This window comes from Lysinibacillus sp. FSL K6-0075, from assembly GCF_038592945.1.
GTDB lineage: Bacteria > Bacillota > Bacilli > Bacillales_A > Planococcaceae > Lysinibacillus > Lysinibacillus fusiformis_F.
Window position 1 is genome coordinate 724601 of record NZ_CP151947.1, and the last position, 14883, is coordinate 739483.

At 39.0% G+C, this 14883-nt stretch carries 11 protein-coding genes; 10 read left to right on the plus strand and 1 reads right to left on the minus strand.

The window, feature by feature from the left end:
• The first annotated feature begins 47 nt into the window (after positions 1–47).
• The 3 genes from secA (at position 48) to prfB (ending at position 4702) form a co-directional block, all read left to right on the plus strand.
• On the plus strand, positions 48–2558 hold the full coding sequence (gene secA, locus MHB65_RS03330) for a preprotein translocase subunit SecA (RefSeq protein ID WP_205441303.1): 2511 nt from the start codon (positions 48–50) through the stop codon (positions 2556–2558).
• Between the two features lie 374 nt (positions 2559–2932).
• Complete coding sequence (locus MHB65_RS03335) at positions 2933–3475, plus strand: competence protein ComK (RefSeq protein ID WP_205441305.1); 543 nt, start codon at positions 2933–2935, stop codon at positions 3473–3475.
• A gap of 125 nt (positions 3476–3600) precedes the next feature.
• Positions 3601–4702, plus strand: a protein-coding gene (gene prfB, locus MHB65_RS03340) for a peptide chain release factor 2 (RefSeq protein WP_342443694.1) whose coding sequence is annotated in 2 segments (ribosomal slippage) — positions 3601–3672 and positions 3674–4702 — 1101 coding nt in all. Because the reading frame shifts where the segments join, the coding sequence is not laid out codon by codon here.
• A 44-nt stretch (positions 4703–4746) separates the two neighbouring features.
• Here prfB and MHB65_RS03345 read toward each other — a convergent pair.
• Positions 4747–5256 carry a competence protein ComK gene (locus MHB65_RS03345; protein ID WP_205441307.1) on the minus strand — a complete coding sequence of 170 codons (510 nt, stop codon included), beginning with the start codon at positions 5254–5256 and terminating at the stop codon, positions 4747–4749.
• 227 nt (positions 5257–5483) lie between these two features.
• Between MHB65_RS03345 and MHB65_RS03350 the strand changes: the two genes are divergently transcribed.
• The 7 genes from MHB65_RS03350 (at position 5484) to ftsX (ending at position 14843) form a co-directional block, all read left to right on the plus strand.
• Positions 5484–5732, plus strand: coding sequence for an IDEAL domain-containing protein (locus MHB65_RS03350; protein ID WP_205441309.1), 249 nt, complete (start codon positions 5484–5486; stop codon positions 5730–5732).
• 607 nt (positions 5733–6339) lie between these two features.
• A complete protein-coding gene (uvrB, locus tag MHB65_RS03355; protein WP_342442484.1) occupies positions 6340–8319 on the plus strand; it encodes an excinuclease ABC subunit UvrB in 1980 nt (659 codons plus the stop codon).
• A gap of 7 nt (positions 8320–8326) precedes the next feature.
• Positions 8327–11194, plus strand: coding sequence for an excinuclease ABC subunit UvrA (gene uvrA / locus MHB65_RS03360; protein WP_342442485.1), 2868 nt, complete (start codon positions 8327–8329; stop codon positions 11192–11194).
• A 53-nt stretch (positions 11195–11247) separates the two neighbouring features.
• Positions 11248–11706, plus strand: a complete 459-nt coding sequence (locus MHB65_RS03365; protein ID WP_342442486.1) for a hypothetical protein — start codon at positions 11248–11250, stop codon at positions 11704–11706.
• A 141-nt stretch (positions 11707–11847) separates the two neighbouring features.
• On the plus strand, positions 11848–13035 hold the full coding sequence (locus MHB65_RS03370) for a DUF4097 family beta strand repeat-containing protein (protein ID WP_205441317.1): 1188 nt from the start codon (positions 11848–11850) through the stop codon (positions 13033–13035).
• A gap of 247 nt (positions 13036–13282) precedes the next feature.
• Entirely contained in the window at positions 13283–13969 is a 687-nt protein-coding gene (gene ftsE / locus MHB65_RS03375) for a cell division ATP-binding protein FtsE (protein ID WP_205441319.1), read from the plus strand.
• Positions 13959–14843 (plus strand): permease-like cell division protein FtsX, encoded by an 885-nt coding sequence (gene ftsX / locus MHB65_RS03380; RefSeq protein ID WP_342442487.1) that lies wholly within the window; start codon positions 13959–13961, stop codon positions 14841–14843. Before ftsE ends, ftsX begins: the two co-directional genes overlap by 11 nt.
• The last annotated feature ends 40 nt before the right edge of the window (positions 14844–14883 follow it).

Sequence of the window (14883 nt, forward strand, 5' to 3'; positions counted from 1 at the left end):
CAATGGTAAAATGAAAGTTGAATCTATATAGGAAGTGAAAAACATTCATGGCAAACCTATTAAATAAATTATTTGATTTCAATAAACGTGAGCTAAAAAAATTAGAAAAAATCGCTGACCAAGTTGAGGGATTCGCTTCTCAAATGGAACAGCTTTCAGATGATCAATTACAAGCGAAAACAGATGAATTTAAAAAACGCTATGCTGATGGCGAACATTTAGAGTCGATTCGTGGCGAAGCTTTTGCTGTTTGTCGAGAAGCGGCAAAACGTGTATTAGAGATGTACCCATTCCGCGTTCAAATCATGGGGGCTGCTGCTCTTGATGAGGGGAATATCGCAGAGATGAAGACCGGGGAAGGTAAAACATTAACAGCGACAATGGCTGTTTATTTGAATGCCATCACTGGTAAAGGTGTACATGTTGTAACAGTCAACGAATACCTAGCGAGTCGTGATGCTGCTGAAATGGGACAACTTTATAATTTCTTAGGCTTATCTGTTGGGCTTAATTTAAATAGCCTCTCAAAAGATGAAAAACGTACTGCTTATGAGGCTGATATTACGTATAGTACAAACAATGAGCTAGGCTTTGACTACTTACGTGATAATATGGTGCTGTATAAAGAAGAACGTGTACAACGTCCATTGCATTATGCGGTGATCGATGAGGTCGACTCAATCTTAATTGATGAAGCGCGTACGCCATTAATTATTTCGGGTCAAGCTGGGAAATCAGCACAGCTTTATAAACAGTCCAATGCATTTGTACGTATGTTAAATGCAGAGACAGATTATACGTATGAAGAATCAACAAAAGGTGTTACGTTAACCGATGCAGGTGTAGAGAAGGCGGAAAAAGCATTCGGCATCGATAATCTATTTGATTTGACACATGTTCGTTTAAACCATGCCATTAATCAATCATTAAAAGCACATGTGAGTATGCATAATGATGTAGATTATGTTGTGCAGGAAGGCGAGATCGTTATCGTTGACGGCTTTACAGGTCGTTTGATGAAAGGGCGTCGTTATTCTGACGGTTTACACCAGGCAATTGAAGCCAAGGAAGGCGTAGAGATTCAAAATGAATCGATGACAATGGCGACAATTACCTTCCAAAACTATTTCCGTATGTATCAAAAGTTAGCAGGGATGACAGGTACAGCGAAAACAGAGGAAGAGGAATTCCGTAATATTTATAATATGAATGTTGTGGCTATTCCTACGAATAAACCGATTGCTCGTGATGACCGTGCTGACTTAATTTTTGCCACTATGGAAGGAAAATATAAAGCGGTAGCTGCAGATATTGCAGAGCGACATCAAGCGGGTCAACCGGTGCTTGTAGGTACAGTTGCCATTGAAACGTCTGAAATTATTTCAAGATTATTGGATAAGTATAAAATTCCACATAATGTATTAAATGCGAAAAACCATGAACGTGAAGCTGAAATCATTGCCAATGCTGGTTCAAAGGGTGCCGTGACAATTGCAACAAACATGGCTGGTCGTGGTACAGATATTAAACCTGGTGAAGGCGTACTCGAAATTGGTGGTTTAGCGGTAATCGGTACAGAGCGACATGAATCCCGTCGTATTGACAATCAGCTTCGTGGACGTTCTGGTCGTCAAGGGAATCCTGGGGTTACACAATTCTATCTATCCCTAGAGGATGATTTAATGCGTCGTTTTGGCTCTGACAATATGAAGTCTATGATGATGCGCTTAGGTATGGATGATTCCCAGCCATTGCAATCGAAAGTGGTGTCGAGAGCTGTAGAATCAGCGCAGAAACGTGTCGAAGGTAATAACTTTGATGCGCGTAAACGATTATTACAATATGATGATGTTTTACGTCAGCAACGTGAGATTATTTATAAAGAGCGTTATGATGTGCTGGAAACAGAAAATATGCGTGTGCTTGTTGAGTCTATGATTCAAGAAACAATTGATAATATTGTCAGCCTGTATACTCAAGGTGAACAGAAGGATTGGAACTTAAAGGCAATTGAAGACTTTGTAGCGGCCAATCTTTTAGAGGAAGGTCAACTTAAAGTATCTGATTTCCAAGGCAAGTCTGTTGAAGATATTAATCAGTTGATTTCTGATGCTGTTCATATTCGTTATGATGAAAAAGAGGTAGAACTGACACCAGAGCGTATGCGTGAGTTTGAAAAGGTCATTTTATTACGATCAATCGATACAAAATGGATCGATCATATTGATGCAATGGATCAACTACGTCAAGGTATCCATCTGCGTGCATATGGTCAAAACGATCCGCTTCGTGAATATCAACAAGAAGGCTTTGCGATGTTTGAGGATATGGTAGCCTCTATTCGTGAGGATGTAGCGAAATATGCGATGAAAGCAGAAATCCGCAATAATCTTGAGCGTGAAGAGGTGGCGAAGGGGCAGGCTGTTAATCCGAAAGAAGAAGGTGGCTCTGCTCCGAAAAAGCAACCAGTTCGTAAGGCTGAAAACATTGGCCGTAATGATTTATGTCCATGTGGAAGCGGTAAGAAATTTAAAAACTGTCATGGTACGGCTCAATAATATCTAGGTGAAAAAATCATTTTAACTACGTGTTAAAATGATTTTTTCTTTTTAAAATAACTCAAAATTGAAGAAATTTTATTATAAAAAGTCAGAATTTATAGACAATTGAAAAATATGGGTATACAATAGCTGTAATAATAGGCATATAGTACAAGTAATTTATCCTATTATTATCCTAAATTATTAATTATAAGACCAAGACTTAAGGAGGATCGGGATTTTCAAGAAGGTTTCTTGGAGAAATGGGTAGGTGTGTTGAAAAAAATTTCAAGCAATCTTACTCGTTGAAAATATCGGGAATGTACGGATATTGGTATATTCCTTTTTATTATGACTGGAAGCAACATAAAATGTATAAAGGGGGACTATAGATGCATAAAAAAGATATTATGAATAGTGAAACAATGATGTATATGCCTGTGTATGATTCCTTTGGAAATTTATGTACGCAGGTGTATGAGAAAAATAATGAGTATATATCTACGCTACCACCAACGAAATTATTGGACTTTAATCTGCGTTATTTTGGTTCTAGTTTAAGAGGAGCATTCGATGGTTCAAAAATGATCCTAGGCAAGCTTAATAAAAATCCTATAGTGGTGGATGAACGATGTAATATTCTATGGTTCCCTAGTAGATCTCCTCTACATCCCGAATGTATCTGGTTCGCTGTCCATCATATTGATGAATATAACGCTGTGGATAAAAAGAGGACAAAGGTCACTTTTATGAATGGCAAGGAATTTATTGTGGATGTCAGTGTTAATGCTTTAGAGTCTCGAATTCAAAGAGCTTTTTTATTAAAATATAGACTAGAGAAACGAACAAAATATTTACTTGTTCAGTATGATCGTGTGAAAGTATTTCAACGTCTTGCCAAGAATATGGTGGAGGACGAGACGCAAGATAGTTGACTTAATACCATAAAACATCTGCTAGATAGTATGTTTTCCTTTGTAAAAACGTTATAATAAAAAGATACGGGGCTTTGTGAATGAAGTGTTAGCTCCATGACTAACGTTCGGAGGATTTAACGATGATTGAATTAGCAGATGTACGCAATGTGTTAGACACTACAGCCAAAAAATTGGTGGACTTTAGGGGGTCTCTTTGACTTAGAAAACAAAGAGGCACGTATTCAGGAGCTAGATGAAATGATGCTAGAGCCAGGCTTTTGGGATGATCAGCAAGGTGCACAGGTGATTATCAATGAAGGCAATGCCTTAAAAGCCATTGCCAATGAATATAAGGATTTAGTGGAAACACATGAAAATTTAGATATGACACTGGAGCTTTTACGTGAAGAATCAGACGAAGAATTACAGGAAGAGCTAGGCAAAGAACTAGCAGAATTCCAACAAAAGATAGCTGATTTTGAGCTGCAACTGCTGTTAAGTGGTCCATATGATCAAAACAATGCCATTTTAGAGCTGCATCCTGGAGCTGGTGGTACGGAATCACAGGATTGGGGTTCAATGCTTTTACGTATGTATACGAGATGGGCGGAAAAGCGCGGATTTAAAGTGGAAACGGTGGACTATCTGCCTGGAGATGAAGCTGGGATTAAATCTGTAACATTGTCGATTAAAGGTCACAATGCTTTTGGTTATTTACAAGCAGAAAAGGGTGTCCATCGTCTAGTACGTATTTCTCCATTCGATTCTTCTGGCCGCCGTCATACGTCTTTCGTTTCCTGCGATGTTATGCCAGAGTTCGACGACAATATTGAAATCGATATTCGTACAGAGGATTTAAAAATTGATACGTATCGTGCAACAGGTGCTGGTGGTCAGCATATTAATACGACAGATTCTGCTGTTCGTATTACGCATATCCCTACTGGTACGGTCGTACAATGTCAAGCTGAGCGTTCCCAGATTAAAAACCGTGAAAAAGCGATGACGATGTTAAAAGGGAAGCTATATCAACTAGAGCTTGATAAACAGCAGGCACAGCTAGATGAAATACGTGGTGAACAAAAAGAAATAGGCTGGGGCTCACAAATTCGTTCGTATGTTTTCCATCCATACTCGATGGTAAAGGATCATCGTACAAATGAAGAGACAGGTAATGTGGGAGCAGTGATGGATGGCGATTTAGATCCATTTATTAATGCTTATTTACGTTCAAAAATAAATTAATACACAGATTCCCCAAGAGTGAGATGCTCTTGGGGAATTTTTTGTTAAAAGGGCGGATGATAGGGTGCATCTTGGCTAAGCTGTTTGCGTTCATTCATGTAGTATTTATACAGCATAGATGCGTTAAGAAATTGTTTACTAATGGATGCATATCGAATAGGTAGTTCAATTTGTTTATTATTTTTTAACGTTACAGTACACCCCATTTCACTAGGTGTAATATTGATAATTGCATGAAGCCCAATCCATATATTGTGAATGGAGCTTGGTGAATAAGTTGGTAAAAAAATACAGGGATAACCGTAATCAAAGGCCACGACGACTGGTAACTTGTGTTGATTGCCGAAGAAACGCTTAGCCGATTGTTTTGCGGCTTCATAGGTGGAGCCTAAAGAGATACAGGATTTTCGAAGGACATGCATCGGTTTGCGCGTAACAATCAGCTCATTATGCTTATCAATCACATGCGTGAATACTTTGGAGTCATGCTGAATGGGCTGCAGTAAATAAGTGTTGAATGAAATTAAGTAGCCGTTTACAAAATTAGTTGTCATATAGGGAGTGCCTCCTTTTTTCTAGTATTAACGGTAGTGTAGAACAGAAAATGACTTTCATAAATTAGATGAAAAAGTTGAAAATCATTCAGAAAAGCACGAAATGCTTAGAGAATTTGCTCCAAATGTCTCGTGATTTAGAGCTAATCCAAGATATTTTCGATTCGTAAGCATTGCTTTTTAATTTCAATTTTCATATAATTTAGAAAAGGATCGAGGTGAGATCGTTGGATAAATATTATTCGTATACAGATTTTCTAAAAGCCGTTGGTCAGTCGAAAAAAGTTGATGAGGCAGAGAAATTATTAAACGAGATTTATTTAGATTTATTTTTAAATCGTATCCAGCGTATGCATCGGCAAGAGCAGCTCATGGTTCTGATAGATAGAGCACTCGATGAAAAAGATGAAAACGCATTTTATCAATACGCATCCGAACTAATTTCCTTACAGCAAACAGAAGATGAATCATATTGACGAACCCGCTCTCCACATCTATTGGAGAGCGGGATTTTTTTGACTTTGAAAATAGTTGCGGGGGATGTGAAGAGTGTTTGTTTTCATTCGAACAGTTTGAGACTCTGCTCATAAAAGAGTGAGAGTCGCTCCGAAAGTGAAGGACTCCGCTCCAAAAAGAGAGAGAGCCGCTCCAAAGGCATGGGCCTCGCTCCTAAAAGTGGAAGAGTTGCTCCGAAAATGATGGAATCCGCTCCAAAAAGAGAGAGAGTCGCTCCAAAGGCATGGGAACCCGCTCATAAAGGTGAGATAACCGCTCTAAAAGTGACGCCCCCCGCTCGTAACCGCACGATAACCGCTCCAAAAGCACAGGACTCCGCTCCTAAAAGAGTGAAAGCCGCTCCAAAAGCAATAACCGTCACTCCTAAATAAGGAACCTCATGAAGCTTGAAAACCTGATAAAACGGCTATTATAAGAGTGACAAGTTAAATTGGCCGTATCGTTATTTATTAAGAATTTTAGAGATGAAAAAAATTTTTACAAACATTCGTTCGTTAAATGTTCGAAATTTTAATATTGCTATGCTAAAATATATGTACAAATTGGAAGGAAAGGACGGGGACATGAGTGCAAACATTTGATTTACAAGCGCCATATCAGCCTAATGGGGATCAGCCACAGGCCATTGCGGAATTAGTGGAGGGTGTGAATGCAGGCAAACGTCATCAAACATTACTTGGTGCTACGGGAACAGGTAAAACGTTTACCATTTCTAATGTCATCCAGCAGGTTAAAAAACCAACACTAATCATGGCACACAATAAAACATTAGCTGGCCAGTTATATAGTGAATTTAAAGAGTTCTTCCCAAATAACGCTGTTGAATACTTTGTCAGCTACTATGATTACTACCAACCAGAAGCTTATGTACCGCAGACAGATACCTATATAGAAAAAGATTCTAGCATTAACGATGAAATTGATAAGCTGCGTCACTCTGCTACTTCTGCACTGTTTGAGCGTGAGGATGTCATTATTATTGCATCTGTGTCCTGCATTTATGGTTTAGGTTCTCCTGAAGAATATCGAGAAATGGTTGTTTCCATTCGCACAGGTATGGAAATAGAACGTAATCAGCTACTGCGTAAGCTTGTAGACGTTCAGTATGAGCGAAATGATATTAGTTTTACACGCGGAACATTTCGGGTACGTGGAGATGTAGTGGAAATCTTCCCAGCCTCTCGTGATGAGCATTGTATTCGCGTGGAATTTTTCGGTGATGAAATTGATCGCATTCGTGAGGTAGATGCACTTACGGGAGAAATTTTATCGGATCGAGAGCATGTTGCTATTTTCCCAGCATCCCACTTCGTTACACGAGAAGAAAAAATGCGTAAAGCAATTGAAAACATTGAAAAAGAATTAGAGGAACGACTTGCATTATTACGATCAGAAGATAAATTACTAGAGGCTCAGCGTTTAGAACAACGTACACGTTATGATTTAGAAATGATGCGTGAAATGGGCTTTTGCTCAGGGATTGAAAACTATTCACGTCATTTAACATTGCGTGGAGCAGGTGCCACTCCCTATACATTGCTAGATTATTTCCCAGATGACTTTTTGCTTGTAGTCGATGAAAGTCACGTCACACTTCCTCAGGTTCGTGGCATGTACAATGGTGACCAAGCACGTAAAGGTGTACTCGTAGAACATGGTTTCCGTTTGCCATCAGCACTTGATAACCGTCCACTACGTTTTGAAGAATACGAAAAAAGAGTGCATCAAGCCATTTATGTATCAGCCACACCAGGTCCGTATGAGCTGGAGCACACACCCGAAATGGTTGAGCAAATTATTCGACCTACTGGATTATTGGATCCGTTAATTGAGGTGCGACCTATTGAAGGGCAAATCGATAATTTGATCGATGAAATTCAAGATCGAATTGCACAAAATGAACGGGTTTTAGTGACAACGTTAACGAAGAAAATGTCTGAGGATTTATCGGCATACTTGAAGGAAATGGGCTTAAAAGTCGAATACTTACATTCAGAAATTAAGACACTAGAACGTATAGAGATTATCCGTGAACTACGAAAAGGAACGTATGACGTACTAATTGGTATTAATCTATTGCGTGAAGGTCTTGATATTCCTGAGGTGTCCCTTGTTGCAATTTTAGATGCTGATAAAGAAGGGTTTTTACGTTCAGAGCGTTCATTGATTCAAACGATTGGTCGTGCTGCTCGTAATGCGAATGGTCATGTCATTATGTATGCAGATCATGTAACAGACTCGATGAAAAAGGCGATTGATGAAACGAAACGTCGCCGTGCGTTACAAATGGCTTATAACGAGGAGCATGGCATAACACCACAAACGATCATTAAGAAAATCCCAGATGTGATTCGTGCAACACAAGTAGCAGAAGAAGAGGAATCCTATGTAATAAAGGCAACAAAAGGCAAAAAGCTAACAAAGGCGGAAAGAGAACAGCTCTTGGCTTCCCTAGAAGTAGAAATGAAGGAAGCAGCAAAAGCGCTTGATTTTGAACGTGCGGCTGAGTTGCGAGATACAATATTTGAATTGAAGGTAGAAGGGTGAATGACTTGTGAAAAATACTGAAATTGTCGTGCAAGGCGCACGTGCTCATAATTTAAAAAATATTAATGTCACAATTCCACGTGACCAATTGGTCGTATTAACTGGTTTATCAGGTTCAGGAAAGTCTTCTCTAGCATTTGACACAATTTATGCGGAGGGCCAACGTCGTTATGTTGAGTCCCTTTCCGCCTATGCCCGCCAATTTCTTGGGCAAATGGATAAGCCAGATGTTGATGCCATAGAAGGTTTATCGCCTGCTATTTCAATTGACCAAAAAACGACAAGTCGTAACCCACGATCTACTGTAGGTACGGTAACGGAGATCTATGACTACTTACGTTTACTTTATGCACGCATTGGTAAACCGATTTGTCCAAATCATGGCATAGAAATCACTTCCCAAACGATTGAGCAAATGGTGGACCGTTTATTAACTTATCCAGAGAGAACAAAAATGCAGCTTCTTGCACCAATGGTTTCTGGACGTAAGGGAACCCATGTTAAATTGCTAGAAGATTTAAAAAAGCAGGGTTTTGTTCGTGTCCGAATTGATGGGGAATTACGTGATTTAGATGATGCTATCGAACTTGATAAAAATAAAAAGCATTCAATCGAAGTAGTGGTGGACCGTGTTGTTATGAAGGAAGGGGTTGCTGCTCGTCTGAGTGATTCGTTAGAAACGGCTTTACGTTTGGCAGATGGACGTGTGCTTGTCGATGTGATGGAGCATGAAGAGTTACTATTTAGTGAGCATCATGCCTGCCCATTATGTGGATTTTCTATAGGTGAATTGGAGCCTCGTATGTTTTCATTTAATAGTCCATTTGGTGCTTGTCCAAGCTGTGATGGCTTAGGTTCAACGCAAGAGGTGGATTTAGATTTAGTGGTGCCTGATTGGGATCGTTCCTTATTAGAGCATGCCATTGCACCATGGGAACCAACTAGCTCTCAGTATTACCCACAATTGCTGAAAGCTGTATGTAATCATTATAATATCCCAATGGATGTACCTGTGAAGGCTTTGCCAAAGGAAAAGATGGATAAGGTTTTATATGGGTCTGGGAAAGACAAAATACATTTCCATTATGAAAATGAATTTGGTAATGTGCGAGATCAAATGATTGAATTTGAAGGTGTTGTGCGCAATGTTGAGCGACGTTTTAAAGAGACAACATCCGATTATGTTCGTGAGCAAATGGAAAAATACATGGCACAGCAAGCTTGTCCTTCATGTAAAGGTTATCGTTTAAAGCCTGAAACGTTAGCAGTGAAAGTAGCCGATAAGCATATTGGTGAGGTTACACAATATTCGATTCAGGAAGCGGACACATTCTTCAAAGAGCTTGATCTCACTGAAAAGGATATGCAAATAGCACGATTGGTTTTACGAGAAATTGAAGAACGATTGGGCTTCCTTGTTAATGTTGGTTTAGACTATTTAACATTGAGTCGTGCAGCGGGTACATTATCTGGTGGGGAGGCGCAACGTATTCGTCTTGCTACGCAAATTGGTTCACGATTAACGGGGGTCCTTTATATTTTAGATGAGCCTTCGATTGGTTTGCATCAACGGGATAATGATCGTCTGATTAGCACGTTACAAAATATGCGTGATATTGGGAATACGTTGATTGTCGTAGAGCACGATGAAGATACAATGCTTGCTGCCGATTATCTTATCGATGTAGGACCTGGAGCAGGTGTCCATGGCGGTCAAATTGTGGCAGCAGGTACACCACAGGAAGTTATGAATAATGAAAAATCCTTAACAGGACAATATTTAAGCGGTAGAAAGTTTATTCCATTGCCAATTGAAAGACGCCAACCAAATGGGCGAAAGCTCTCCATTAAAGGTGCTAAGGAAAATAATTTACGTAATGTCAAAGTAGATGTTCCACTTGGCTTATTTGTTGCAGTGACAGGGGTGTCTGGTTCTGGGAAATCTACATTGATTAATGAAATTTTATATAAATCATTGGCACAGAAGCTGAATCGTTCAAAGGTCAAGCCTGGCGAGCATAAAGAAGTGACGGGCATTGATGAGCTTGAAAAAGTAATCGATATTGACCAATCACCAATTGGGCGTACACCTCGTTCAAACCCAGCAACATATACAGGTGTTTTTGATGATATTCGTGATGTTTTTGCGGCAACAAATGAAGCCAAGGTACGAGGCTATAAAAAAGGACGCTTTAGCTTTAATGTCAAGGGTGGTCGGTGTGAAGCATGTCGTGGGGATGGCATTATTAAGATTGAAATGCATTTCCTTCCAGATGTTTATGTACCATGTGAAGTATGTCACGGCAAACGTTATAACCGTGAAACACTTGAAGTGAAGTATAAAGATAAGAGTATTGCTGATATTCTCGATATGACGATTGAAAATGCAGTAGTGTTCTTTGAAAATATTCCAAAGATTCAACGTAAACTACAAACGATTGTCGATGTGGGCTTGGGCTATATGAAATTAGGACAACCAGCGACAACCTTATCGGGTGGGGAGGCACAGCGTGTAAAACTAGCCTCTGAATTACATCGACGTTCTACAGGGAAATCGTTCTATATTTTGGATGAACCAACGACAGGATTACATGCCGATGATATTGCTCGATTACTTGTCGTGTTACAGCGTCTAGTTGAAAACGGTGATTCTGTATTAGTTATTGAGCATAATTTAGATGTGATTAAAACAGCTGATTATATCATCGACTTAGGTCCAGAAGGTGGAGACAAAGGTGGCACGATCGTTGCAACTGGTACACCTGAAGAGGTAGTAGAAGTTGCTGGCTCCTACACAGGAAAATACTTAAAACCAATTCTGGAACGAGATCGTATGAGAATGGATGCATTGCTAGCAGAAGCTTCTAAATCTTAATGGATTTACAATCGAATGGAAATGATTAATCTGGATTGAAAGGTGATCTTCAAGTGGAGAAAGCCGCTCAATCCAGATTGAAAGATGATCCAAAAGGAGAGGAATCCGCTCAAACAGGGGTCAGAAGTGATCTAAAAAGTGAGAACCCCGCTCAAACAGAGGTCGGAAGTGATCTAAAAGGAGAAGAACCCGCTCAAACAGAGGTAAGAAGTGATCCAAAAAGTGAGGTTCCCGCTCAAACAGAGGCCGGAAGTGATCTAAAAGGAGAAGAACCCGCTCAAACAGAGGTCGGAAGTGATCTAAAAGGAGAAGAACCCGCTCAAACAGAGTTCAGAAGTGATCTAAAAAGTGAGGTTCCCGCTCAAACAAAGGCCGGAAGTGATCCAAAAGGAGAAGAACCCGCTCAAACAGAGGCCGGAAGTGATCCAAAAGGAGAAGAACCCGCTCAAACAGAGTTCAGAAGTGATCCAAAAAGTGCGGCCTCCGCTCTATTCAAAGAAAAACCGATCTAATAAACAAGCGACATAATTTGTAATAGGTAAAATACCAATGATTTTGTATTGAAAAGACCCAATTTATTCAATTTTGCAGTGAAACTTTTCACATGATGAATCGTATAAATAGTATAACGAACTGAGGGAGGCTATTTATTTATGCAAAATGAACGTCAACGTATTTTAGAACTTGTAGAAAAAGGAACAATTTCGGCACAAGAGGCGATTACATTATTAGAAGCATTAGAGCAACCTGGCAAGTCTACTCAACATGTTATGAATGATGTGTCGAAAGAGACGCAATCCTTTTCAACTGAAAAAGAGTCACTATTTGAAGAAAAACAAAAAGATGGTGACAAGAAAAAAGATGATTTTATGAAATACTTCCAAGATGAAATGCAAGATTTTCGTAAGGATTTAACGCAAATCGGTTCTCTTTTTATGGATATGATGAATACAGCTGTTAAAAAAGTGAAGGAATTTGATGTAGCTTCTCCATTTGGAGATAAAATTGAGTTTACACATACAGAAGAAGTTGCTGCAGCCGATGTAGACAATATTATCGTTGAATTACCAAATGGTAACTTCTCATTGGAATCTGGTGAAGGCGACACTATTCAAGTGATCTGCAAGGTGAAGGCACCTTTGATGAACGATAGTGAAGAAGAAACACGCAATCACTTTTTAGAGCAATTTGTTGTGAAAGAGGAAGCTCAATCTCTTCGTATTTTGAGCCAATTAAAGCTTGTTCAAGTCAATGTGAAGGTGTTAGTACCTAAGGATAAACTTGAAAAATTATCTGTGCGTCTAATGAACGGTAGTGTTTCATTACAGGATACAGCATTTGAAGAATTAAAAGTAAAAACGTTAAACGGTGCCATTAAAGGAACGAAGTTTAATTTCGGGAAAGCGGAAGTGGATTCTTCTAATGGTTCCATTGAATTAACGAATGTTCGAGGTAAGGATTTAGAGGCTGAAACATTGAATGGACGTGTTTATTTGGATGGTGCTCTGGATGAAGTTGAAGCTAAGTCAGTCAATGGACATGTAGTCGTAACAACATGCTCGACAAACTCCTCTAAAATTAAAGCTCAGACAGTTGCTGGAGCTGTGGAATTATATGTCCCGCGAACAATTTCATTGAGCGGCAAAGTGGTAACAAATTTTGGAAAAGTGGATGTGGGTATTCAGGATGTTTCCAAAATGGAGTCACAAGATCAATTCTTATCCAAAGTAGTCCGTTTTGACAAAGAAGTAGAAAATGCGAATCGCCTATTTATCGAAGGTGAATCGAAAACAGGTGCCGTTTTAGTGCGTTACACAACAACGGATGAACAACAAATTTAACAGGAGAAGCATTCAAGCTAATTTAGGCTTGAGTGCTTTTTTCTTATCAAACAGGATTCGACCTTGCATATATAGGCGAATCTTGTTTTTATTTTTGTCATTTTCTTAAGGATAATGGCAAGGAAAGAACGAAATAGAAGGAACTGCCACGGATTGAAATGAAACTGTAATAAAAAAACAGAAATAGAGTGCTATAATAGTAAAAGAAATACCTCTTACATAGATGAGAGTTTTAGGTGGTTTAATCATGATAGAAATGAAAAATGTGACAAAGAAATACCCAAACGGTGTTGTTGCGACAAATGGTATTTCCGTTAATATAAAGCAAGGCGAATTTGTGTATGTAGTCGGTCCAAGTGGGGCAGGTAAATCTACTTTTATTAAATTGATGTACCGTGAAGAAAAGGCAACATCAGGACAAATCATTGTCAATGGTATTGATTTAGCAACTTTAAAAAATAAGAAGGTCCCTTTTTTGCGTCGTCAACTTGGCGTAGTTTTCCAAGATTTCAAATTACTACCTCGTTTGAACGTTTATGAGAACGTAGCGTTTGCGCTTGAAGTAATTGAGGAAAAGCCAGATGAAATCCGACGTCGGGTTATGGAAGTGTTAGAACTAGTTGGATTGAAGCATAAAGCAAGAATGTTTCCAAATGAGCTTTCAGGCGGAGAGCAGCAACGGGTATCGATTGCTCGTTCGATCGTCAATGTTCCCAAAGTGGTGATTGCTGACGAACCTACAGGGAACCTTGATCCTGAAACATCATGGGAAATCATGAATTTATTTGAGGAAATTAATGCACGTGGGACAACCATTGTAATGGCGACCCACAACCGTGAAATTGTGAATACGATTCGTCGTCGTGTAATCGCAATTGAAGGTGGCTTAATTGTCCGTGATGAACACGGAGGTGATTACGGCTATGAAATTTAGTACAGTAAAGCGCCACTTCCGTGAAAGTATTAAATCACTTGGTCGAAATAGCTGGATGACCATTGCGTCCGTCAGTGCCGTAACCGTTACGCTCATACTAGTAGGCGTTTTTGCGCTTATTATGATGAATTTAAATAAAGTAGCAACGGATTTAGAAAACGATGTCGAAATTAAAGTGTTAATTGATGAGACAGCAGATGAAGCTGCAGAAAAAGCACTCATTGAAAAAGTCAAAAAATTGCCTGGTGTCTCCGAGATGACTTATTCCACTAAGGAAGACGAGTTAACCAAGCTAGTAAAAGACTTCGGTGATGATTTTAAACTATTTGAACAAAGTAACCCTTTACGTAATGTAATTTATGTAAAAGCTGCTGATCCACAGCAAACAGCAAAAGTTGCGAAAGCCATTGATAAATATGAGTATACATATGACGTGATGTATGGCGAAGGAAAAGTTGAAAAACTATTTAACTTCTTAAATATTAGTCGTAATGTAGGAATCGTACTTATTTTAGGGTTATTATTTACAGCGATTTTCTTAATTTCGAATACTATCCGTATAACGATTATTGCTCGTCGTGATGAAATAGAAATTATGAAACTTGTAGGGGCTACGAATTCATTCGTGCGTATCCCATTCTTATTAGAAGGTATGTGGCTCGGAATTTTAGGTTCAATTATTCCGATTGCGGTTGTCACAACCATTTACCACAATATATATAAAATTATTGCACCACGTTTACAAGGTGAGCTTATTCAATTACTAGATTTTTCTCCACTTGTGTATCAGGTAAGCGGTCTTCTGTTACTTATTGGTGTACTTATTGGTATTTGGGGAAGCTTCATGTCAGTTCGTAAGTTTTTAAAAATTTAGTCACAACGGATATTTGTGAAAAAGAAAAAGAATAGTCGAA

Excerpts from the sequence above, each read along its gene's own strand:
- secA (WP_205441303.1), top strand. The coding sequence starts at position 48 with ATGGCAAACCTATTAAATAAATTATTTGATTTCAATAAACGTGAGCTA.
- MHB65_RS03335 (WP_205441305.1), top strand. The coding sequence starts at position 2,933 with ATGCATAAAAAAGATATTATGAATAGTGAAACAATGATGTATATGCCT.
- MHB65_RS03345 (WP_205441307.1), bottom strand. The coding sequence starts at position 5,256 with ATGACAACTAATTTTGTAAACGGCTACTTAATTTCATTCAACACTTAT.
- MHB65_RS03370 (WP_205441317.1), top strand. The coding sequence starts at position 11,848 with ATGCAAAATGAACGTCAACGTATTTTAGAACTTGTAGAAAAAGGAACA.
- ftsE (WP_205441319.1), top strand. The coding sequence starts at position 13,283 with ATGATAGAAATGAAAAATGTGACAAAGAAATACCCAAACGGTGTTGTT.
- ftsX (WP_342442487.1), top strand. The coding sequence starts at position 13,959 with ATGAAATTTAGTACAGTAAAGCGCCACTTCCGTGAAAGTATTAAATCA.